Below are 22238 nucleotides of genomic sequence, written 5' to 3'. Positions count from 1 at the left end.
GTGCCAGAATGCCGATTCCGGCCTGTGTTTTTGTAGCAATTCGTCAATTGTAAAAAAAGCGCACCTGCGGTATCTTATTGTCAGAGGCCGACGAAAAACGGTCCTGCCACAAAAATTTCATCGTATTGACCCATTTCTCCTTATATTTCATCAAACCTAGCTATTTTCTCTCACCAGACAATCCTTCTAAAACCAGAACGCCCCCGACAGACACGGCTGCCGGGGGCGTTCTGGTTCTTTTGTGCTGCTTCAGCGGACGAGGCAGGGCTTCTTGTGGTCGTATTTCCAGCCGGGGATCAGGTACTGCATGGCCTTTGCGTCATCCCGGTCATGGGAGGGCAGCTTCCGATACAGTGCGTTGGCGGCCATAACGCGGTCCATGTTCAGGTGGACGCCCAGACCGGGAGCATCCGGCACCTGAAGACGTCCGTTCCGGATCTGCGGCGTGTCGTCCAGAAGGTTCTGGCCGTCCTGCCAGATCCAGTGGGTGTCCAGCGGGGCGGGGGTGCCCACGGCGGCGGCCCCCACCTGCGCAAAGGCAGCCAGCGTGATATCGAAGTGGTTGTTGGAATGCACGCCCCACGTCAGCCCCCAGCTATCCAACAGCTGGCTCATCCGGATGGTGCCGTCAAAGCCCCAGAAATGCGGGTCGGCAAGGATGATATCGCAGGCGTTCAGGCTGACGGTGTGGTAGAACTGCCGCCAGTCGGTCGCGATCATGTTGGTGGCAACTTGGAACTGGGTGGCATTCTTGAATTCCCGCATGATCTCACGGCCGGAGAACCCGGCCTCCGGGCCGCAGGGATCCTCCACATAGGTGATGACGTCGTGCATCCCTTTGCACAGCTCCACCGCCTCGGCAAGGCTCCACGCCCCGTTGGGGTCGATGTTGATCCGTGCATCGGGGAACGCCTTTTTCAGCGCCCGGAGCGCGTCCATCTCCTCCTGCCCGGTCAGGACGCCGCCCTTGAGCTTGAAATTGCGGAAGCCGTATTTTTCCTGCACGGCCTGTGCTTCCTCCACGATCCGCTCCGGAGTCAGGATCTCCTCCCGCCGCAGGCGGAACCACGGGTCCGGGTTGCCGGATTCGTCCAGATACTGCATCTCCCCGGCGGGGGTCTTTGCCTTGTCGGAGACGTAGAAGAGGTAGCCCAGCATCTCCACCTCCCTGCGCTGCTGCCCCTCACCCAGAAGCTGGCACATGGGAACGCCCAGATACTGGCCTATCAGGTCCAGCATGGCGCACTCGATGGCCCATTCGCTCTTGACCACGAACTTCAGCTTGGAGATGTCCAGCGTCTGGATGCCCTCGCCGTCGTCGGTCGGCTCGTGCCGGGCCAGTTTGTGGATCTTCTGCAAGATCTGCCGGTAGGCGGCAATGGGCTGCCCCTCCACCAGCGGGCGGACAAAGTTCAGGCAGTCGCAGGTATAGTCGCCGCCATGGATCTCGCCGATGCCGGTGTGGTTCAGACTGTCGGTCAGAATCACGAGGTTGCGGGTAAAACAGGGCGCGTGCGCGCCCGACAGGGTCATCAGCATGCTGTCGTAACCGGCCACGGGGATGACCTGCATCTTGGTAATGACGGGATGTTCCATTTCAGGGCCTCCTTAAAAAAACAGAGCCGGCACCCTGCGGTGCCGGCTCCTGCATCAAAACGGTTCTTTTTGCAGCTCAGCGCACCAGACAGGGACGCTTGTTGTCAAACTTCCAGCCGGGGATCAGATACTGCATGCCGATGGCGTCGTTGCGGGCACCAAGGCAGTTTTCTACGTACAGCTTGTTGGCCTTGAGAATCTGCTCGCGGTCGATCTCGATGCCGAGGCCGGGAGCCTTGGGCAGGTCGATGCAGCCGTCCACGATCTGCATGGGCTGTTTGGTCAGGCGCTCGCGGCCCTCCTGCCAGATCCAGTGGGTATCGATGCCGTTCATCTTGCCGGGCACGGCGGCAGCGCACTGCACGACCATGGCCAGAGAGATGTCGAAGTGGTTGTTGGAGTGGCAGCCCCACATCAGGCCGAAATCATTGCACATCTGGCCGACCCGGACCGAGCCGTTCATGGTCCAGAAATGGGGGTCTGCCAGAGGGATATCCACGCTGCGCAGGGAGATGCAGTGGCACATCTGCCGCCAGTCGGTATCGATCATGTTGGTGGCAGTGGGCATGCCGCTGTCCCGCTTGAACTCGGCCATGGTCTCGCGGCCGGAGAAGCCGTTCTCGGCGCCGCAGGGATCCTCGCAGTAAGCCAGCACTTTCTTCAGCTCCGGTGCCAGCTCCAGCGACTTTTCAAGGCTCCAGCAGCCGTTCGGGTCCAGATCGATCCGGGCATCGGGGAAGGCGGCCTTCAGGGCCTGCACCGCCTTCAGCTCCTCTTCCGGCTCCAGAACGCCGCCCTTGAGCTTGAAGTCCTCGAAGCCGTACTTCTCGTGGGTCGCCTTTGCCTGCGCCACGATGGCCTCCGGGGTCAGTGCCTCGTTGTGGCGGATGCGGTACCACTCGCAGTCGGAGTTCGACTCATCGGTATAGGGCAGGTCGGTCTTTTTCTGATCGCCCACATAGAACAGGTAAGACAGGAACCGCACCCGCTCCCGCTGGATGCCGTCGCCCAGCAGAGCGGCGGCGGGGACGTCCAAGAATTTGCCCATCAGGTCCAGCAGCGGAGCCTCGACGGCAGTGACCACATGGACGCCGGTGCGCAGGTCAAAGGTCTGCAGGCCGCGGACATCGTCCTTGATGTTGGCGTTCAGCCATGCGCGGACTTTGTTCAGGGTCTGCTTGTAATCCACGATGCGGGTGCCGACCACCAGATCCTTCACGGATTCCAGTGCCGCCGTAATCTTCTGGCCGCCGGGCACTTCGCCCACGCCCTCAACGCCGTTGGAATCGGTCAGGATGACAATGTTGCGGGTGAAGTACGGTGCGTGCGCACCGGACAGGTTCAGCTCCATGCAGTCGGTACCGGCTACGGGGAAAATTTCCATTTTTTCTACGATCGGGGACATAAAGGTTTCCTCCTGTGAGTTTGAATTTTATAAGATCAGGTAATGGGTGCGGGGTTGAAGATGCACATGTCGTTGTGGAAGCCGTACTGATCGCTGTACGGCTGTTTCGTTCCGCTGGCCACATCCAAGATGAAGTTGTAGATCTCGGTGCCGACCTCGGCGATGGTCTTTTCCCCGGTGGCGACCTCGCCTGCGGAGATGTCGATCAGGTCGAACCAGTGCTCCTTCATCTCGTTCCGGCTGCACACCTTGATGACGGGGGAGACGTCCAGCCCGTAGGGGGTGCCGCGGCCGGTCATGAAGACCTGCAGACCGATGCCGGAGGCGACCTGAGACGGGCCGCAGACGATATCGGAAGCCGGGGTGGCGGCATAGATCAGGCCGTGCTTGGTGGGCTTTTCGGCCGGGCTGAGCACTTCGACGATGGGGCTGGTACCGCTCTTGGCGATGGAACCCATGGCCTTTTCCACAATGTTGGCCAGACCGCCCGCCTTATTGCCGGGGGTGGGGTTGGCGTCGCGGCCGACACCGCCTGCGGCGAGGTAATCGTCGTACCACTTCATCTCCTCGGCCAGACGGTCGCGGACGTGGGCATCTACACAGCGGGCGGCCAGAAGCTGCACGCCGTCCCGGACTTCGGTGACCTCGCTGAACATCACGGTGCCGCCGCAGCGGACGATCATATCGGCGGCGTAACCGGCGCTGGGATTGGCGGTGATGCCGCTGAAGGCATCGCTGCCGCCGCACTGCATCCCGATCAGCAATTCGCTGACGGGCAGCTCTTCCCGGCGGCGCTGTTCCAGTTTCTGCAGCTTTTTGTCGGCCATATCGAGGATGGCCTGCATCATGGCATCGTGTCCGGCGTAATCCTGCAGAGTCAGGACGTTTTCGGGGGTGATGTCCTCCGGAGGCAGGACACGGTCATAGGTCAGCTTTTCGCAGCCCAGACCCACGACCATGATCTCGCCGCCGAAATTGGGGTGGCGGATCAGGTTGGTGACGGCCCGGATGGGCACTTTGGCCTCCGGCGCGTTGATGGCCACACCGCAGCCGTAAGGGTGGGTGACGGCGACCACACCGTCCACATGGGGATACTTGGGCAGCAGCTCCTTCCGGATCCGCTCCACGGCCACCTTCAGGACACCGGCAGCGCACTGGACGGTGGTCACGATGCCCAGCAGGTTGCGGGTCCCGGCGGGGCCGACCTTGTTGCGGTAGCCCATCCATGTGGTGCGCTCCGGCATCGGCAGCGCTTCCATGGGTTTCAGGTTGGTGCCGTAGGGCAGGTTGTCCAGCTTGGGGCTTTCGGGCAGATCGAGCATGAACTCGTTGATCCAGCTTCCGGTCGGAATCTCCTTTTTGGCGTAGCCCAGCACGACACCGTAGCGGATGATCTCGCCGCCTTTGGGGATATCGGTCAGCGCGATCTTGTGCGCCTGCGGGATCGGCTCCCGGGTTTTCAGGCCGGGCAGGAACTCCGCCCCGGCGGGCAGGTCGTGGATGGCCACGGCCACATTATCGTTTTCGTTAATCTTTACAATGATCCGTTCGGGCATGGTCTGTTTTTTCTCCTTTGATACATGGTCTTTTCAGCACCAAAAGCGCAAGCCGCTTTACCGACTTGCGCCTTGGTGATACGGAGCCGGTTATTGTCCGGAAGTACCGTAGATTTCGGGATAGAATTTCTTGACGGCTTCAGCGCGGTTGATCAGGACATCGGCCCATGCGTAATCGGCCACGAAGACGGTGTAATCGTCCGGGTCCTTGGGGATGTTGGGCAGGATGTTGTTCTGGTTCAGGTGGCTTGCCAGTGCGATATCCACCGGCATCTTGGCCAGCTCATAGCAATCCTTGATGAAGCGGTGTGCCATCTCGACGGGGTAGCCCAGCTCCTGCAGGTTCTGCGGGCGCATCATGGGGTTGACGCCCAGACCGCCGTGCAACGCGCAGCGGTAGGTCTTGCCGGTCTTCTCGTCGGTATCCTCGAAGAAGAAGCTGGTCACGCCCGGCGTGTGGCCGGGGCACAGCTTGGTGCGGATGATCATATTGCCCATGACGATGGGCTTGTCGTCGTCATAGAAATTGGTGACGGTGTAATCGGGGATCTCCATCGGCGGGATGTGCTTCTGGAACTCCTCATCGTGTAGGGAGCGCTGATGCTCGACCTCGTCCTCCTTGGACAGCCAGATCTCGGCACCGGTCATCTCGTGCAGGTAGCGTGCGCAGCTGGAATGATCGCCGTGCCAGTGGGTCAGGAAGATCTTCTTGATGTCCTTGGGGTCATGGCCGGAACGCCAGATGCGGTCGATCAGCAGATACAGCGTCTCCGGGCACAGACCGGTATCGATCAGGATCAGGCCGGCACCGGTGTCGATCAGGAAGGATGCGACGTTGTCCTGACCGCCTACGTTCCAGACGTGGGGTGCATTGCGGTAAACCGGGATGGCGTGCTCCCAGTGGGTCGCCATTGCCTCTTTGCTCATGCCGAGGCGTCCGGCCGTCGAAGCATAGAAGAATTTCTTTTCCATAAAATGAACCTCCCTAGAACAACTATATCACATCACCCGTAGATCGGGAAGAAGAAGTTGACCGAAAGTGAAATAGTCACGATCGCGATCAGAATGTACGGAACGGTGAACTTTGCCACCTGAGACAGCTTGTAGTTGCCTGCTGCGTAGATCAGAGCGGTCTCGGCTGCACCGGAGGGGAAGCCCAGAGAGATGACGTTTGCGATGGCAACGATCAGCATGATGCCGCGGGGATCCCAGCCGCCTGCCAGACAAACCGTAGCACCGACGGTGTACAGGATGTTGGACGTTGCGGAGTTGGACATCAGGGTGGTCATGATGATGCAGACGGTGCTGAACAGGAACATGACAGCCAGAGAAGAAGGATGGCCGCCCAGAACGCCGAGGATCGCGTTGCCGATCAGGTCGCCTGCGCCAGACTTGGTCATGGCAGTTGCCACGCCCAGAACGCCGGCCATCAGGAAGATCATGTCCGCAGTCAGAGCCTTGGTCACTTCGGGAACGCTCAGGGCTTTGCCATAGATCAGGACCAGAACGCCCAGAGCGGGAGCAACATACATCAGCTTGCCGGTCCACTTGTTCAGGACGAGGACAGCCATGACAGCGATGAAGACGACGTAAACCAGAGTTTCCTGTGCCTTGGGAAGGGTCTTGGTCTCCTTGACCTCTTTTGCCTCTGCTGCGTTGACGGTGCCGCGCTTGGGCAGGAGCTTCCATGCGACCAAGCAGTAAATGGTCAGGCAGACAACGGGCAGGATGGAGACCCTGAACTTGTCGAACATGCCGAGCCAGTAGCCTTCATCGGTGATGATGGTGCCGTAGATGGCGTTGATGGTCGCAAAGCTGGTGGCACCCATGCCGATGGGCAAGAAGCCCTTCCATGCACAGCTGATGCCCAGCATCGGCATGAGCAGACGGGTGGGGGTGACTTCGCCGTCGTTGCTCAGGGATGCGAGGAAGACGATCATGATGGAGAAGGTTGCGGTTGCGGGGATGAACTGGACGAATGCGATGACGATCAGATAGAAGAACAGGATCAGGACGATGCCCTTTTTGCCGCTCAGGCTGTTGACCTTATTACGGATATAGGGAACGATGCTGGTCTTGGTGATGGCAGAACTCAGCGCCATCATGGGAGCGACCAGAATGATACTGTTGTTGGTGAAGCCGCCGAACGCTTCCGAGGGGGAGAGGATACCGAACGCTGCCAGCAGTGCGCAGCAGGTCATTGTGGTAACGCCCATGGGGAACTTCTGCCACACGAACATTACGATCATGAAGGCGAGGATCGCCAACGTGATAATCAACTGGGATGTCATAAGTGAATTGCCTCCTTTTGTTTTTTACGACCAAGGGCCGGAGTGTAAGCACTCTTGCCGGACGGGGCGCCACCGTCCGGCAACTCGCACAGAGCTGGACCTTACACTCACAGCAGCCTTTTTGCTCATTCTAGCCAAAAGTTTTGCATACAGCAATTCGCTTTTCGACCGATTTTGACTCTCGATTTTTGACGGACGCCACAAAATTGCAAAATGTGAATTTTGTGGTTCATTTTTCGATTCATTTCGTTTCAATTTTCTGGAATACAAGTGGCACGGGAGAAAATTCGGGCTTGCACCGGGGGATCCACCCTCTCAAACCTGCCTCCTTTGTAAAAGTTTCGGAATCTTTTTGTAAAACCTCCGGGAGCTTCCGGTTTCAGCTCCTCCGCCTATATGAAATTTTTTGAAACGCAGAAGTTCACATTCTGCGCCGAATCGTTCAGAAAACCGAACGTTTGTGGGATGCGGATAAATTTTTGTTAAGTTTTTAGCAGATTTCCCGATTGTCGAAGAAGGGGAAAAGTTGTAGCATAGCGATATGGAAATGGCATGTGTGCACACAGAAAACATTTTCGGAGACAGCTCTGGCCGGTCAGTGCGGAACACGGACAGGGTAAATGAAGGTAAAAGAGGTAAGTAAAAGAAAAGGAGCCGTTTCGTATGGAACTTTATATTGTGCTTGCGATCATGGCGTTCATGATCGTCGGCTTCCTCCTGAACAAGTGGCCATTCGGTCTGACCACCATGACCTGCTGCGTCCTGCTGGCCCTGACCGGGGTATTCACCATCCCGGAAGCCTTTGCAGGCTTCTGCAACAAGACCCTGATCCTGCTGGTCGGTATGTTCGGCATGGTCTCTGCATTCCAGAAGACCAGCGTCGTGGATAAGATTCAGGCTCAGATGCTCCGCCTGAAGGGCAAGAGCGGCATGGCGCTGGTCATCGGCCTGTACGTCGTGGTCATCGGTCTGGCCTGCTTCATGCCCACCACCGCCAACATGGTCGTCATGCTGATGTTCCTTGTCGGTCTGGGCGATTCCGGCGAAGTCACCCCCACCCGTATGACCATCCCTCTGCTGGCCATGATCGCCATCTGGGGTTCCAAGCTGCCCATCGGCATGGGCGCTGCCAGCCACCTGAACCTGAATGCCCGTTACGAAGGCATGCTGCCCGAAGGCTCTGAGGGCATGCTGCTGGACCTGATGACCCGCTTCAAGGTCATGATCCTGCCCTGCATCATCCTGACGGTCTACTGCCTCTTCGCTTGGAAGTGGCTGCCCAACAAGAAGTTTGACTCCTCCAAGCTGGAAGGCAAGGGCGGCAAGAAGAAGGAAAAGACCCCGCTGCCCAAATGGCAGGAGAACCTGATCCTCGGCCTGTTCCTCGTTGTCATGATCTCCCTGTTCTTCAGCAAGCAGCTGGGTGATTATATGTATCTGATCCCCGTCACCTGCCTGCTCATCATCACCTTCTCCGGCTGCATGTCCGTGAAGGAGACCATCAACGCCATCACCATCGACGCCGTCTGGATGATCGCCGGTGTTCTGGTCATTGCCGACGCTCTGGGCAAATCCGGTGCCGGTGACGTCATCGGCAACGCCATCCTGAAGATTCTGGGCGGCAACCCCAGCGGCCTGTTCGTCATGTTCGTGTTCGCAGTCGTTACGGTCGTGATGACCACCTTCATGTCCAACTCCGCGACCTCCAATGTCCTGATCCCCGTGGCAGCTTCCGTTGCCATTGCAGCCGGTTGGGATCCCCGCGGTCTGGTGCTGATCGTTTCCTTCTGCTCTGGCATCGCCATCGCATTCCCCTCTGGCTCGCCTGCCTGCGGCATCGCCTATGCCTCGACCAGCTATAAGCTCAGCGAGACCTTCAAGTTTACGCTGCCCTTCATCGTGCTGGCCGTCATCAGTATCGTGCTCAGTGCAAACTTCTTCTGCCCCATTTACGGCTGATCACACGAACCGCCCGGCGGCCGGAGCCGTCGGGCGGCTTTTCTGAAAAAGAACCGAACGAAAAGAGGTCGATTTTATGTCTTTGCGTCCCCAGATCCCCGTCCGCACCAGCGAGAGCGATGCCACGCTCTCCTTCATCCGTCAGATGGGCGTGGAAAACGTCAGCCTGATGCTCAAGCCCGATGAGATCAACCGGGAAGTCCTGCAGCAGCAAAAGGAAAAGCTGGCCCGCTTCGGCATGACCATTTCGGATGCGGCCTGCAATGAGCTGCAGAAAAATAAGAGCATCCACCTCAACCTGCCCGACCGCGATTTCCAGATCGAGCGGTTCAACAACATGCTCCGGGTGCTGGGCGAGGAGAAGATCCCCTTCACCTCCATTGCATGGCAGCCCAACGGCATCCTGCGCACCGACCACCGGGTCGGCCAGCACACACGCGGCGGCAACAGCGCGTTCTGCGACCAAGCCGAGATCCTTGCCCGCCCCAACGCCGAAAGCCGAGCCTACACGGAGGAGGAGATCTGGGAAAACTTCGCCTACTTCATGGAAAAGGTCGTCCCCGTGGCCGAGGAGACCGGTGTCCGGATGGCGCTGCACCCCAACGACCCGCCGCTGGCCTGCATGGCAGGCATCCCCAGCCTGATCTATAATATGGAGTGCTACCGCAAGGCCTTCAAGGCAGCAGGCGGCAGCAAGGCGCTGGGCATCAAGCTCTGCGTGGGCTGCTGGCTGGAAGGCGGCAGCGACTTCGGCGACCTGATGTCGGACATCAAGGAGCTGTGCGACGACGACCGGATCCTCTGTGTCCACTTCCGCAATGTGGACAGCCCCCTGCCGGTGTTTGAGGAAGTGCTGGCCGAGGACGGCTACGCCGATATGTACGCCATCATGAAGCAGTTGGTGGCCTGTGACTGCAACGCCGTTATCTCCATCGACCACGGTTTCAAACCCATTGAGGGCTTTGGCGGGATTCCCGGTTCCTTCTGCTACCCCACCGGTTTCATGAAGGGTCTGATCTATGCCGCCGAAAAAGAGCTTGGCAAGCGCTGAGCTGCGTAAAATCAGTGAAAAAAGGTCGGCAGCTTTCCGGAGCTGCTGTCCTTTTTCATCCATTTAGTTCGATACAAAACAGTTTTGGGAAACGTGAAGGAGGAATCGCAGGTGGCCGCGCAGAAACAAAGGTTCAAGCTGGTGACCGACAAAAAATTCTATAAACGGGTGCTCAGCATCATGCTGCCGGTGGCGCTGCAGCAAGCCATCAATATGGGCGTCAACATGCTGGACACCATCATGCTGGGGCAGTTCGGCGAAGTGCAGATCTCGGCATCCAGTCTGGCAAACCAGTATTACAATTTCTTTACCATCTTCTGCATGGGCATCATCGGCGGCAGCAGCGTGCTTGCCGCGCAGTACTGGGGTGCCCGTGAGGTGGAGAAGGTACGTCAGACCTTCAATATGGCGCTGCGGATGGCGCTTACGCTGGCCTCCGTCTTTGCCGTTCTGACATGGTGCTTCCCCGCCCAGATCATGGGCATCTATACCTCAGAGGCTCATGTCGTGGAACAGGGCGTGCGGTACCTGCGGATCACGACCTTTGTCTTTATCATCCACGGCACCAGCCTTGTGGCTGCCCAGTTGATGCGTTCGGTCGGGCAGGCGCAGCTTGGCCTGATCGTCAGTTGCGTGTCCTTCGTGGTCAACCTGATCGCCAACTATGCCTTCATCTTCGGCAAATTCGGTGCTCCCCGGATGGAAATCGCCGGTGCCGCACTGGGCACCCTGCTGGCCCGCACGTCGGAGTTCCTCGTCACCTTCGGTTACATCCTCTTCAAGGACAAGGAGCTGGGTCTGCGGATCAAACACCTGCTGCACATGCCCGGCGAGGAGTTCTTCTCCAACTATCTCCGCCTCGGCCTGCCGGTGCTGGTCAGTGACGGCCTGCTGGGTCTGGGCGGCAACATCGTCAGCATCATCCTCGGCCACATGGGTGCCGCGGTGGTGGCCGCAAACGCCATCTGTCAGGTCATCGACCGCCTGTTCACCGTGGTGATCCAAGGCATCTCCAACGCGTCCAGCATCGTTACCGGCCATACGCTGGGCGAAGGCTCCCGCGAGAAGGCCATGCAGCAGGGGTATACGTTCTATGTACTGAGCATCTTCTTCGGCCTGATCGCCGCCGTGATGGTGTTGGCCTGCGGCCCGCTGACCATCGCCATGTACACCCTGAACGACGAGACCATCCTTATGACCGAAGAGATGATGGGTGCCTACGCGGTGATCGTCTTCTTCCAGTGCATCCAGTCCGTCATGACCAAAGGCGTCCTGCGCGGCGGCGGCGATACCAAGTTCCTGATGAAGGCCGACATCCTGTTCATGTGGCTGGTGTCCATCCAGCTGGGCGGCGTGGGCGGCCTGCTGCTGGGCTGGCCTGCTTGGCTGACCATCCTCGCCCTGCGCGTGGATTATGTGATCAAGTCGGTGTGGTGCATCAGCCGCCTCAAGAGCGGAAAGTGGATCCACACCGCCGACGGCATCGCGGAAGAAGAGCCGGAAAAAGTGACCGGCTGAGCCGGAATGCCCCGGCCCGCTTTCTCCTTTGCCTGAGTCGGATGTCAAAAGCCGCCCCCTGCGCCGGAATGATATGCTACCCCCAGAGTATTCAGAGTTTTGTTTTTACTCTGTCTACTCTAGGGGTAGCATATCAAATTGCGTGAGGGCTTGAGAGAGCACCAATAAAGCGCAAAGCCCCCCGGTTTCTGTGATAGGAAGCCGGAGGGCTTTTTGCATCTTGTTTTGTAAGCGGAAAGAGGGTACAATGATAGCAGAAGTACGCACATCGACGAGGTGATAAGATGCTGAACATTTTTTACGGTGATATGAAGGAAGCGGTGTACAATACGGCTTCTTGTTTCAAATACGATTACGAGGAAGACTGGATCGTTGACCCGATGGTCAAGGAAATGATTCAGGATGTGGATAAGTCTACCGTTATCGACAGTGGTGTAATTGACAGCCCGGTCTTGGGTAAAATTCCACCGATTGGTTTGTCTGGTGGCGTAAAGACACTGATTTTGGTAAAGTTTGAGCCAGAGAAAGTGTTCAATGTATCGACTTGTGGTGACAACTGTGCAAAGTGGCTGCTCAAAATTGCAGAGCAGGAGAATCGCACGGTGAATTTGCGTCACCTGATGGATTTTGGCAAAAAGCCGTTTACAATAAAAGTGCTGAATACGAATCAAATCGTTCACAGTATGGAAGAGCTGATTTTGGCCGCAGGTGAGTTTGTGTAAAGGGGCTGACAGAAATGAAAGGCATTCATAAAGTGGTCGTTGGCACAAAGTACCTGAAATATGAATTTGAACTGCGACGCAACCTGACCATTATTCGCGGGGATAGTGCAACGGGAAAAACGACCCTTGTGGATATGATTCGCACCCATATGAACGATGGAGAGAGTGGGCCGGTCACTCTGAATTGTGATAAAGGTTGCTATGTGGTAGAAGGACGCCTTTGGAAGGGACAACTTGACAATATTCAGGACAGCATTGTTTTTATCGACGAAGGAAATGAGTTTGTCAAGACCAAAGATTTTGCACGTGCGATTCAGCAGACCGACAACTATTACGTCATCGTGACCAGAGAGGGTTTGCCGGCCTTGCCATACAGTGTGGAAGAGGTGTACGGAATCCGGACCTCTGGAAAGTATGGGGCACTGAAACAGAGTTATCATTCGTTCTATCGAATCTACCCGGATAGTACGACTGAGAATATTAAGCCGGAGAAGATCCTGACGGAGGACAGCAATTCGGGTTATCAGTTTTTTGACGCGGTCTGTGCAGAGCATCAAATGCAGTGTGATACTGCAAATGGAAAGTCAAATGTGTTTTCCTATTTGAAGGCGCATAAGGATGAAAAGATTCTGGTGATTGCAGATGGCGCTGCCTTTGGCCCGGAAATGGATAGGGTGTTGCAGTTGGTGCTGACAAGAGAGAATCTGGAACTCTATTTGCCAGAATCTTTTGAATGGTTAGTACTTTCTTCTGGGATCCTGAAAGATACGGAGGTTGCACAGATTTTGCAGACACCGTCTGACTGCATCGACAGCAAGGAATATTTTAGCTGGGAGCGTTACTTTACGGCGCTTCTGACGGAGAAAACGGCGGGAACATATCTGAATTATACCAAGAAAGCGCTGAATGAGGCCTATCTGAGGGATGGTGTGAAAAACGCGATTTTGGGACAGATGCAGAAAGTCGAATTGAAATAAAATCAAAAGAAAGTGGAATCGTAATGAGGATACAGTATACATTAAAGGTTTATCCGGCAGGGCTTGGGCGCAGCGTATACAGAACGATAACCATCTGTGGTACGGATACACTGGATCAGCTCTGCATGGCGATTTTGAGTGCATTTGATTTTACGGCAGAGCATCTGTATGAATTTTGTATGGACAACAAGATGTACAGCGAAGACTGCTACCGATTCAATCCGATGGAAGATGACCTGTTTGACGAGGATGATGCAGAGGGAACCGATATTGCATTGGATGAACTGGGGCTGGTCGAAGGACAGAAATTCTCGCTCCATTATGACTTTGGAGATGATTGGATGTTTGCCATCCGTGTGATGAAAATAGAAGAAATAAAAAGACATCGCAAGCCGATGCTGCTCAGTTCAAAAGGAAGCGTTGAGCAGTACCCGGAGGGAGAAGAATGATGTCCAATGCCCTGTAATTTTGGCACCCACCCAGGCTGCGATCAAGAACCCCCGCAAGTAATCGCGTGAGGGCTTGAGAAAGCACGAATAAAGCATAATGAACCGCCTCGGCTTCCGAAAGAGAAAGCCGGGGCGGTTTTTTGCGCTCACGGAGGGGCAGATGAAAAACGAAGTATGAATATATACCATATAAAAATGAATATATGCTAAAATTTCGGGAAAATACTTGCATTTTCATTAAAATGGGTGTATTATGACACCTGCCGACGAAATGCCGACAATCAACAAGAGAGGGATCGATACGATTATGTCTTTGAAGAAGAAAATTGCTGCGGCTTTCATCGCCTGTGCGATGACGCTTGCCGTGGTTCCTTCCGCCTTCGCCTGCACGGCACTCTATGTCGGCAGCGACCTCACCGAGGATGGCACCACCATGTTTGGCCGGATCGAGGATCTGGGCACCAACGATTACAACAAGCTGTTCAACATCAGCCCCGCCGGGAAGCACACCGCGGGCGAGGTGTACGAGGGCTGCTACGGCTTTACCTACACCTTCACCCACGACAGCTACCGCTACACCGCCCGCCGGGACGACAACGGTCTGGGTGTCTGCCCGGACTGCGACAGCACCCACGAGCACACCCCCTATGAGGAGGCTGGCACCAACGAGAAGGGCGTCATGGTCTCTGCCACCGAGTCTCTCTACGGCACCGACGCCGTGCTGAGCGTAGACCCCTATGTGGACAACGGCATTGAGGAAGCCGAGATCACCACGGTGCTGCTGAGCGAAGCTTCCACGGCCCGCGAGGGTGTTGCCCTGCTGACCTCCATCTACGACAACGCCGGTGCAGCCGGCGGCTCCGGCGTGTTCATTGCCGACCAGAACGAGACCTGGTTCGTGGAGAACCTGACGGGCCACACCTACCTTGCCCTGAAGCTCTCCTCCAGCGTGGTCTTCATGCAGCCCAACATCGCCGCTATGGGCAAGATCGATCTGGATGACACCGACCATGTGGTGGCCTCTGCCAACCTGATCTCCGTGGCCCAGAAGGCCGGTACCTTTGTGGGCGACGCCGCTGCCAATGTCATCGATCTGGATGCCTCCTACAACGGCGACATCGCATCGGATCGCATGGCAGCCGGCCTGAACTACCTGTACGGCACCGACACCTTTACGAAGGACAACTACAGCGAGACCGACTTTGCTATCAGCAACGTTGGCGAGAACGGTGCCATCGTCCCGGTCTACTCCAACATCCAGCTGACCAAGAAGTTCTCGGTGGAGGATTCCATCCACTTCTTTCAGACGGAGCCCATCGGCAAGACGGGCAATGTGGAGACCCATTTGTTCCAGGTGAGCGCCACCGGCGATCTGAACACCGCCATTACCGAGTGGACCGCTTTTGACGACGACGTGTACAACGCCTTCGTCCCTTACTATCCGATGCTGACCACCGACACCGCAGATGTCTACAAGGTCTCGGTCCATAAGGTCACCCGTTCCGACGAGCAGCCCACCGAGGGCGTCTGGTATCAGGATGCCAAGGGCCGCTACTATACCTACCCGGACGACTGGACCGACTCCTTCTACGGCGTGCGTGACGCCCTCTCCAACCTGCTGACCTACGGCAGCAATGGCAACCAGGTCACCGCAAAAGATCGGGCTGCAGCCAAGGCCAGCTACGCCGCGCTCCAGCAGGAGATCATGGCCGACTACGCCGATATGAAGGCCGCCGTTGCCGCCGCCGACACGCTTGAGGCCAAGCAGGCTGCCGCCACCAACGCCAGCAATGCCATGAGCCAGAAGGTGTACAACACCACCCTGAAGATGTACAATAAGCTCCAGGCCAAGACGGCCGCCCGGGCATGGGTCAGCTCTCTGCTGCTCTGAGGCTTTGCAGCGCCTGAGGCGTTTCCCATAAAACCGCAGCGCCCCCGGTTTCCATGACAGGAAGCCGGGGGCGTTTTGTGTATGACTGCTCCTTGCAAACGCCGCCCATTCGTTCTATATGACAAGGCAAAACTGCCGGAATTCTATTTACAGGAAGAAAATTTGGAGAAGATCATTGCGGAGATGCGGTAAAACACACTGGAAATTTACAAATAACGTATCATCGTTACTCCGGACGCTCTGTAATTTTGGCACCCGCTCAGGCTGCTATCAAGAACCCTCGCAAGTAATGGCGTGAGGGCTTGAGAAAGCACCAATAAAGTATATGACCGCCTCGGTTTCTGTGGTAGGAAACTGGGGTGGTTTTTGTGTGGGTTGAAAAATTACGAATGACTGAGTATAATAAAACTACGAGTTCAAAGTTTGCTCTAGCGGGAAAAGAGGTCTGTATGGCAAAGTTTGTACCATTTATCATAAAAACAGACGGCAGTCAGAATATCAGTGTGAAAATCGTGCGCATGAAAAAGTCTGATGCGGTACAGACTGAAAAAGAACCCGTCTGGCAAACAAGCTGGTTGTCAGATTATATTCAGGATAATGCCTTTGAAAAGTATGCCTTAAAGACGAGTAATGGCGAATTGGTTGCGCTGGCTGCATACGAAATATTGGAAAATGACGTGATGGTTCATATTACCTACATTGAGAGCCAGCCGGAAAGCAATCCGACAATTGTCGGGCATTCTAAAAAGTATCAGGGCATTGGCCGGGTGTTGATTGCGTACGGAATCAAGCTGTCGATTGACCATGAATGCGGCGGGACGGTCACGTTCGAGGCAAAGGTTCCGGAGCTGGCAGAGCATTATGTCCGGGACTATGGAGCTTGTCCATTGCCGAGTTTTGGTGGAGCACTGCGTTATGAACTTTCTGGTGAGGCGGCAATGAACATCTTTGTAACTTACTTGAAATGAGGTGTGTTTGATGAGTGCAAAAGAATATTTTCAGCGTGATGCAGAGCGAGAGACATTTTATCGCACATTTTATCAAATTTGCAGACGCTTTAATGTCACATGGTCAACAGCAACGCCGGAAGTCCGAGCTTTTATTGAGGAAGTTACCCGTGTGACTTATGAACGGGAAAAAGCAAAGCGTAACGGAGTTTCTCTTAGTACAGTGAAGCCGTTCTTTGGAGATACAGCGTGTTAAAGAAACGGCATATCACTGTTGCGAACGCTCTGTAATTTTGGCACCCGCCCAGGCTGCTATTAAAAAGCCGAGAGCATAAGGATTTTGTTGCGAATTACCGTTAAAAATCAAGCATAAAATAAGGCTCACCGTCAGCTTTGGCGGTGAGCCTTATCATATCACAGCACCGCCTGTTTTTTGTCGTTTTGGCGCAGAAAAAGCCCCATGAGACCGGGGACGGCAGTACACCGTCCGGGTTCCATGGGGCTTGTTGTTTGCAGGGGGGAAGCGGCGTTACCGCAGATCCCGCAGCCGGGAGGCGGGGAGATGTGTCTTCAGGCAGTCCCACACTGCGTCCCGCTCCTCACCGTTGACAAGGTAGGCTTGGGTCTGCTGGACGTAAAGGTACACGGCGTCCGGGGTGCGGTAGGCTACGTGAAGGTCCTGCCATGAGTACTGGTGGCTGGGCTGGGGCTTGTCCTGTTCTCCGGCCATCCAGACGGAAAGGCCTGCATCGTCCAGCTGGAGGCGGTAGAAGGGCCGGGGGAGGCCCAGCTTCTGGATCGTGGTGCGCAGATCCCGGAAGAAGGTGTAAAAGTACACTGCCGGGAGCCCCAGCGCCACTATAGCCAGCACTACCGCCAGCAGGGAAGCCCCCTCCCGCACTCCCACCTGCGACAGGCAGATGCCGGAGGACCCCAGCAGGATGGCGGCGAACAACAGGGGCCGCTGCCAGCGCTTTTGGTGGTGGAACAGGTCGAAGGAACGGAATTTCTGGAACGATTCGGCGTCCATGGTGACAGAGGTCGTAATGGGCTGCGACATAGACAAGCATCTCCTTTTTTAGTCATAGTACCATATTCTTTTTCGGCGGGCAAGGGAAATCTTGCACAAATGGCCCAAAACGTGGTAGAATAAAAACATCTATGGGGCAAAAAACAAGCCGGGGAGGGGAAAACCTTGCATCGACAAAGTACGCTGAAGCAGCGGATGGTGCTGTGTCTGACGGCATTTTTTGCCGCGCTGGCGGTTCAGATCGTTCTGAGCTTTTACCAGTCCGGCACGGTGCTGCGGGAGCTGGACGACCAGATGGGCAACTTCAATGCCATCAGTCGCTTTCAGAACGGGGTGGAGCGCAGCCTTACGGCGTTGGACGACTACCGCTGGGAGTACGGCGACACCGATGCGCTGCTGGCAGAGCTGGACAGTGCCTTTTCCGTTACCAATGCGTGGCTGTGGCGCATCAACGGCAGCCTGGACACGGTGAGTGAGGAGCAGTACCTGCTGTACAGTGCCGTCTGCACCACCTATGACAGCTACACCGCCCTTGTGGAGGAGCTGCGGGCTGAGATCGCCGCCGGGCAGGACGCTGCGGCGGCCCAGCTCTACTACGAAAAAGTCTCGCCCTGCGGCAGCTATCTGCGGCAGTACGCCCAGCAGCTGCTGAACACCGCCATCTCCGACGCACAGAGCACCTACACCACGGTGTCGGCCCTCAGCAGCCGGGTCAAGTGGGCCCAGACGGTGGTGGTGGGGCTGTGCCTTGTGCTGGGTCTGGTGATGGCATGGTCCCTCATGCGGCTGCTGACCCCGGTGCAGGAGATGATCGGGGCATCGCAGGCCATCATCCGGGGGGAGCTGGAGACCCCGGACATCCCGGTGCCCCGGCAGGATGAGGTGGGCCAGCTGACGGACGCCTTCAACCACATGAAGCACTCCATGGCCCAGCAGGTGAACACCCTGCGGGAGAAAAACGAGATGGAACAGGCCCTGCACCAGCAGGAGACCCAGGCTCTGGAGCTGCAGAACCGCATGGAGCGCAGCCGGATGCAGCAATTGCGCAGTCAGATCGACCCGCATTTCCTGTTCAACACCCTGAACGTCATATTGCAGACGGCAGGGCAGGAAAAGGCCTACCGCACCCAGGCGCTGATTACGGCCCTGAGCCACCTGCTGCGGTACAGCCTGATGAGCAACGATGAGCAGGTGCCGCTGGCCCGCGAGGTGCGGATCGTGGATGAATACTACTCCATCTATCACGTCCGCTTTGGTGACCGTGTAAAGATGCGGTGGTGCATCTCGGATTCCATTGACCTGACCGAGACGATGGTGCCCTCGTTTATTTTGCAGCCCATTGTAGAAAATGCGTTTAAGCATGGGATTGCCCCCAAGGAAGAGGGCGGTGCAGTGCGCATCCGCATTACGCCGCTGCGGGAGCAGGGGCTGCTGCGGATCAGCGTGTGTGACAATGGTCTGGGCATTGAACCGGAACAGCTGGCCCGGCTGCAGGCGGGGCTGGCGGCCCCCGGCGACCGGTGGGAACACATTGGTGTGTATAACGTGGCGGCACGTCTGCGGCTGCTGGACAAGCGCTGCCGGTTCGAGGTGCGCTCACACCCAGGGCGGGGCACGGCGGTGAGCCTGTATCTGCCCCTTGTGGAATTGACAGAAGAGGAGGACTTGGATGATGATTCGCCTATTGATTGCGGATGACGAGCGGCTGGAGCGGGAAGCGCTTGTGGAAATGGTGTCCCGGCGCTTTGAGCATGAGGTGGTGCTGGAGACCGCCGAGAATGGCCGCAAGGCTGCTGATACCGCCATCCTGTGGGAAGCGGACCTCATTTTGATGGACATCGAGATGCCGGGTATGAGCGGTCTGGATGCTGCCCGCGCTGTGCTGGCCCAGCGGCCCGGCTGCCGGGTCGTCTTCGTCACGGCCTACAGCCTGTTCCAGTACGCCCACGAGGCGGTGCATCTGGGGGCCTGCGATTATCTGCTGAAACCGGTGGACCCGGACGAGCTGGAAGCCTCCATCCGCCGGGCCATCCGGCAGATCGAAACGGAGCGGAAGCTGGAAGCGCTGGCCCCGGTGCAGCCGGAGCCGGAAGCTCCCACCGCCCCGGAGGCTCCGGCACCCGCCCACCCGGAAAGTGAGAACCAGCAGACCGCCCTTGTAATGGCCCACGTGCGGCGGTATCTGGAAGACAACTATATGTTTGACATCTCGCTGGACAGCGTGGGGGAGATCCTGCACATCAGCCCCGCCTACCTGTCGGCCCAGTTCAAGAAATACCAGAAGATGAACTTCCTGGACTGCCTGACGGAGCTGCGCATCAACGCCGCCAAGGAGCTGCTGAACGACCCCTTCCGCTCCTCGGCGGAGGTGGCCTCTATGGTAGGCTATGAGGACGCCAGCTACTTTGCCCGTGCCTTCAAAAAGCGCACAGGCGTCACCCCCACTCAATACCGGAAACAGGCCGCCAAGGCCGCCAAAGACCAGCAGGAGGCGGCACTGTGAGCCGGGCGTTTACCCGGCGGCAGGTGCTGGCGGCGGCCGCCGGAGCCATGCTGGGCTTTGGGGCCTGCCAGAAGCAGGAAACGGCTTCGGACAAGCCGGAGCTGGTGCTGCGCTACGCCGAGAACCAGCCGGAGGATTACCCTACCACGCAGGCGGCTCTGGCCTTTGGAAACATGCTGGAAGAGCAGACCGAAGGCCGGGTGAAGGTGGCCGTGTACAGCAAGGGAGAGCTGGGGGCGGAGATGAGCGTCATCCAGCAGATCCAGTTCGGCGGCATCGACTTTGCCCGTGTCTCGCTGAGCCAGCTGGCAGAATACATGCCTGCCCTGAACGTGCTGCAGCTGCCGTTCCTCTATCAGGATGCCGGCCAGATGTGGCGTGTGCTGGACGGAAGCATCGGGGACGAGTTTCTGACCCGGCTGGATGCGATCGACCTGACCGGGCTTTCCTGGTTCGATGCCGGTGTGCGCAGCTTCTACACCCGCCAGAAGGTCACATGTCTGGCAGAGCTGCAGGGGCTGAGGCTCCGTGTGCAGGAATCCGACACCATGAGCATGATGGTCTCGGCGCTGGGGGCCGACCCGGTGCAGGTGGTGTACAGTCAGGTGTACGCGGCCCTGCACAACGGCCAGATCGACGGGGCGGAAAACAACTGGCCCAGCTATGAGGCCATGAGCCATTACGAAGTGGCACCCTACTTCCTGCGGGATGAGCATACCCGCGTGCCGGAGATCCAGCTGGCCAGCATCCCGGCAATGGAAAAGATGGCCGCGCTGGACCCGACGTTTCCGGACATCCTGCGCAGCTGCGCGCGGGAGTCGGCGCTGATCGAGCGCACCCTCTGGGCCGAGCAGGAGGAGGGTGCGGAACAGGAGATGCTGGCCCGCGGCATTGTAGTCACCGAGCTTTCCAGTGAGGAAAAACAGAAATTCCGCGCTGCAGTCCAGCCCCTGTACGATCAGTTTGCGGACCAGTCGGAGCTGATCGCCCGCATTCAGAACAGTTAGAAATATCAGGAAGAATCCCAGCCGTTGGCAGGTATGCCCAAAGGCTGGGATTCTTATTTGTGCAGGATGCACAGAAGTTGTTTTCACATTTTTTCGAAAAACAGGACATTTTTTGGAAGCCCTTGCTCTGACCAAGAAATTTTGCTAAAGTGTGAACAGTGAATGAACGACAGCACCGCACCTGTGCAGGAGGATGCTGCCGGAAGGAAACAGAAGAATATATTTCAGGAGGGTTTTTACCATGAAAAAGATCTCTCGTCGCAGCTTTCTCGCCGTTGCCGGTGCAGCTACCGCAGCTGCTGCCCTGACCGCATGTGGCGGCTCTTCCAGCTCCACTGCATCCTCTGCCGCCGGTTCCACCGCCGCTTCTGCTGCGGGCGATGCCACCGCTGCTGCCAACGATCCCAAGGTCACTCTGGTCTACGCCGAGGTCAACCCGCTGGATACCATCGTCGGCCAGACCGCTACCCACTTCAAGGAGAAGGTCGAAGAGCTGACCGGCGGCTCTGTTGTCATTGATGTGCAGGCTTCCGGTGTTCTGGGTTCTGAGAACGACGTTCTGGACGCCATCCTGGGCGGCTCCACTTCCATTGATATGAGCCGTATCTCCGCTTTCGCACTGACCAGCTACGGCTGCAACAAGTCCAAGCTGCTGAGCATCCCCTTCACCTTTGAGAACCGCGCACACTTCTGGAACTTCGCCAACAGCGACCTCGCACCGGAGTTCCTGAACGAGCCCCAGGAGCTGGGCCTGCCCGTTCGCGGCATCTTCTACGGCGAGGAGGGCTTCCGCCACTTCTTCACCGTCAAGCCTGTTTCCGGCATCGCTGATTTCAAGGGCCTGAAGCTCCGCGTGTCCAACGACCCCGTCATGAACGGCATGGTCGAGAGTCTGGGCGCAAACCCCACCGTTGTTTCCTTCGGTGAGCTGTACAGCGCACTGCAGACCGGCGTTGTCGATGGCGCTGAGCAGCCCATCGCAAACTACAAGTCCAACGCTTTCCCTGAGGTTGCCAACAACCTGATCCTGGACGGCCATACCCTGGGCGCGATCCAGGCTGTTATCACCGATAACGCATGGGCAAAGCTGACCGAGAACCAGCAGGCTGCCATCATGGAGGCCGGTGCTGACACCCAGAAGTTCAATGCAGACCTGTCTGAGAGCGCTGAGAACAAGGTTCTGGATGAGCTGAAGTCCTCCGGCTGCAATGTGGTGGATGTTCCCGATAAGGCACCCTGGCAGGAAGCATGTGCCAAGGTCATCAGCGACAACACCTCCGATCAGGCTGAGCTGTACCAGAAGCTGCTGGACATGAAGGCATAAGCAAAAACGCCT

19 protein-coding genes are annotated in these 22238 nt (G+C 57.2%); 13 read left to right on the top strand and 6 right to left on the bottom strand.

The window, feature by feature from the left end; translation table 11 throughout:
- Positions 1-249: 249 nt before the first annotated feature.
- The 5 genes from I5P96_RS12915 to I5P96_RS12895 form a co-directional block, all read right to left on the bottom strand.
- On the bottom strand, positions 250-1596 hold the full coding sequence (locus tag I5P96_RS12915) for an enolase C-terminal domain-like protein (protein WP_223382500.1): 1347 nt from the start codon (positions 1594-1596) through the stop codon (positions 250-252).
- Positions 1597-1672: 76 nt separating this feature from the next.
- The gene (locus I5P96_RS12910; RefSeq protein WP_223382499.1) at positions 1673-3001 is read right to left on the bottom strand and encodes an enolase C-terminal domain-like protein; all 1329 of its coding nucleotides are present in this window, start codon (positions 2999-3001) and stop codon (positions 1673-1675) included.
- A gap of 35 nt (positions 3002-3036) precedes the next feature.
- Positions 3037-4557 carry a galactarate dehydratase gene (gene garD, locus I5P96_RS12905; RefSeq protein ID WP_223382498.1) on the bottom strand — a complete coding sequence of 507 codons (1521 nt, stop codon included), beginning with the start codon at positions 4555-4557 and terminating at the stop codon, positions 3037-3039.
- Between the two features lie 90 nt (positions 4558-4647).
- Positions 4648-5529, bottom strand: a complete 882-nt coding sequence (locus I5P96_RS12900) for an MBL fold metallo-hydrolase (RefSeq protein WP_223382497.1) — start codon at positions 5527-5529, stop codon at positions 4648-4650.
- A gap of 32 nt (positions 5530-5561) precedes the next feature.
- Positions 5562-6848, bottom strand: coding sequence for an SLC13 family permease (locus tag I5P96_RS12895; RefSeq protein ID WP_223382496.1), 1287 nt, complete (start codon positions 6846-6848; stop codon positions 5562-5564).
- A 663-nt stretch (positions 6849-7511) separates the two neighbouring features.
- Between I5P96_RS12895 and I5P96_RS12890 the strand changes: the two genes are divergently transcribed.
- The 9 genes from I5P96_RS12890 (at position 7512) to I5P96_RS12850 (ending at position 16618) form a co-directional block, all read left to right on the top strand.
- A complete protein-coding gene (locus I5P96_RS12890; protein ID WP_223382495.1) occupies positions 7512-8807 on the top strand; it encodes an SLC13 family permease in 1296 nt (431 codons plus the stop codon).
- Positions 8808-8883: 76 nt separating this feature from the next.
- Positions 8884-9858, top strand: a complete 975-nt coding sequence (locus tag I5P96_RS12885; RefSeq protein WP_223382494.1) for a mannonate dehydratase — start codon at positions 8884-8886, stop codon at positions 9856-9858.
- Between the two features lie 111 nt (positions 9859-9969).
- Entirely contained in the window at positions 9970-11376 is a 1407-nt protein-coding gene (locus tag I5P96_RS12880) for an MATE family efflux transporter (RefSeq protein ID WP_223382493.1), read from the top strand.
- A 284-nt stretch (positions 11377-11660) separates the two neighbouring features.
- Positions 11661-12098, top strand: coding sequence for a DUF4869 domain-containing protein (locus I5P96_RS12875; RefSeq protein ID WP_223382492.1), 438 nt, complete (start codon positions 11661-11663; stop codon positions 12096-12098).
- Between the two features lie 14 nt (positions 12099-12112).
- Positions 12113-13075 (top strand): translation initiation factor 2, encoded by a 963-nt coding sequence (locus I5P96_RS12870; protein WP_223382491.1) that lies wholly within the window; start codon positions 12113-12115, stop codon positions 13073-13075.
- A 23-nt stretch (positions 13076-13098) separates the two neighbouring features.
- The gene (locus I5P96_RS12865) at positions 13099-13524 is read left to right on the top strand and encodes a plasmid pRiA4b ORF-3 family protein (RefSeq protein WP_223382490.1); all 426 of its coding nucleotides are present in this window, start codon (positions 13099-13101) and stop codon (positions 13522-13524) included.
- A gap of 307 nt (positions 13525-13831) precedes the next feature.
- Positions 13832-15415, top strand: coding sequence for a C69 family dipeptidase (locus tag I5P96_RS12860; protein WP_223382489.1), 1584 nt, complete (start codon positions 13832-13834; stop codon positions 15413-15415).
- A gap of 449 nt (positions 15416-15864) precedes the next feature.
- Positions 15865-16383, top strand: a complete 519-nt coding sequence (locus tag I5P96_RS12855) for a hypothetical protein (protein WP_223382488.1) — start codon at positions 15865-15867, stop codon at positions 16381-16383.
- 10 nt (positions 16384-16393) lie between these two features.
- On the top strand, positions 16394-16618 hold the full coding sequence (locus tag I5P96_RS12850) for a hypothetical protein (RefSeq protein ID WP_143405634.1): 225 nt from the start codon (positions 16394-16396) through the stop codon (positions 16616-16618).
- A gap of 273 nt (positions 16619-16891) precedes the next feature.
- On the opposite strand, the gene I5P96_RS12845 is transcribed toward I5P96_RS12850, so the two are convergent.
- On the bottom strand, positions 16892-17422 hold the full coding sequence (locus tag I5P96_RS12845; RefSeq protein ID WP_223382487.1) for a YcxB family protein: 531 nt from the start codon (positions 17420-17422) through the stop codon (positions 16892-16894).
- 135 nt (positions 17423-17557) lie between these two features.
- On the opposite strand from I5P96_RS12845, the gene I5P96_RS12840 reads away from it, so the two are divergent.
- From I5P96_RS12840 to I5P96_RS12825, 4 genes are all read left to right on the top strand, one after another.
- Positions 17558-19090 (top strand): sensor histidine kinase, encoded by a 1533-nt coding sequence (locus I5P96_RS12840; RefSeq protein WP_223382486.1) that lies wholly within the window; start codon positions 17558-17560, stop codon positions 19088-19090.
- Positions 19062-19895, top strand: a complete 834-nt coding sequence (locus I5P96_RS12835) for a response regulator (RefSeq protein ID WP_223382485.1) — start codon at positions 19062-19064, stop codon at positions 19893-19895. Before I5P96_RS12840 ends, I5P96_RS12835 begins: the two co-directional genes overlap by 29 nt.
- Entirely contained in the window at positions 19892-20902 is a 1011-nt protein-coding gene (locus tag I5P96_RS12830) for a TRAP transporter substrate-binding protein (protein WP_223382484.1), read from the top strand. The genes I5P96_RS12835 and I5P96_RS12830 overlap by 4 nt, the downstream gene beginning before the upstream one ends.
- A 241-nt stretch (positions 20903-21143) precedes the next feature.
- A complete protein-coding gene (locus tag I5P96_RS12825) occupies positions 21144-22226 on the top strand; it encodes a TRAP transporter substrate-binding protein (protein WP_097791562.1) in 1083 nt (360 codons plus the stop codon).
- Positions 22227-22238 lie beyond the last annotated feature (12 nt).

It is taken from the genome of Faecalibacterium prausnitzii, from assembly GCF_019967995.1.
GTDB lineage: Bacteria > Bacillota > Clostridia > Oscillospirales > Ruminococcaceae > Faecalibacterium > Faecalibacterium prausnitzii_E.
The sequence above is the reverse complement of the archived record's forward strand: the minus strand, read 5'-3'. Positions and strand labels throughout refer to the sequence as shown.

Bases quoted from the DNA above. Each gene is read 5' to 3' on its own strand.
- I5P96_RS12915 (WP_223382500.1), bottom strand. From the start codon at position 1,596: ATGGAACATCCCGTCATTACCAAGATGCAGGTCATCCCCGTGGCCGGT.
- I5P96_RS12910 (WP_223382499.1), bottom strand. From the start codon at position 3,001: ATGTCCCCGATCGTAGAAAAAATGGAAATTTTCCCCGTAGCCGGTACC.
- garD (WP_223382498.1), bottom strand. From the start codon at position 4,557: ATGCCCGAACGGATCATTGTAAAGATTAACGAAAACGATAATGTGGCC.
- I5P96_RS12900 (WP_223382497.1), bottom strand. From the start codon at position 5,529: ATGGAAAAGAAATTCTTCTATGCTTCGACGGCCGGACGCCTCGGCATG.
- I5P96_RS12895 (WP_223382496.1), bottom strand. From the start codon at position 6,848: ATGACATCCCAGTTGATTATCACGTTGGCGATCCTCGCCTTCATGATC.
- I5P96_RS12890 (WP_223382495.1), top strand. From the start codon at position 7,512: ATGGAACTTTATATTGTGCTTGCGATCATGGCGTTCATGATCGTCGGC.
- I5P96_RS12885 (WP_223382494.1), top strand. From the start codon at position 8,884: ATGTCTTTGCGTCCCCAGATCCCCGTCCGCACCAGCGAGAGCGATGCC.
- I5P96_RS12875 (WP_223382492.1), top strand. From the start codon at position 11,661: ATGCTGAACATTTTTTACGGTGATATGAAGGAAGCGGTGTACAATACG.
- I5P96_RS12870 (WP_223382491.1), top strand. From the start codon at position 12,113: ATGAAAGGCATTCATAAAGTGGTCGTTGGCACAAAGTACCTGAAATAT.
- I5P96_RS12865 (WP_223382490.1), top strand. From the start codon at position 13,099: ATGAGGATACAGTATACATTAAAGGTTTATCCGGCAGGGCTTGGGCGC.
- I5P96_RS12860 (WP_223382489.1), top strand. From the start codon at position 13,832: ATGTCTTTGAAGAAGAAAATTGCTGCGGCTTTCATCGCCTGTGCGATG.
- I5P96_RS12855 (WP_223382488.1), top strand. From the start codon at position 15,865: ATGGCAAAGTTTGTACCATTTATCATAAAAACAGACGGCAGTCAGAAT.
- I5P96_RS12850 (WP_143405634.1), top strand. From the start codon at position 16,394: ATGAGTGCAAAAGAATATTTTCAGCGTGATGCAGAGCGAGAGACATTT.
- I5P96_RS12845 (WP_223382487.1), bottom strand. From the start codon at position 17,422: ATGTCGCAGCCCATTACGACCTCTGTCACCATGGACGCCGAATCGTTC.
- I5P96_RS12835 (WP_223382485.1), top strand. From the start codon at position 19,062: ATGATGATTCGCCTATTGATTGCGGATGACGAGCGGCTGGAGCGGGAA.
- I5P96_RS12825 (WP_097791562.1), top strand. From the start codon at position 21,144: ATGAAAAAGATCTCTCGTCGCAGCTTTCTCGCCGTTGCCGGTGCAGCT.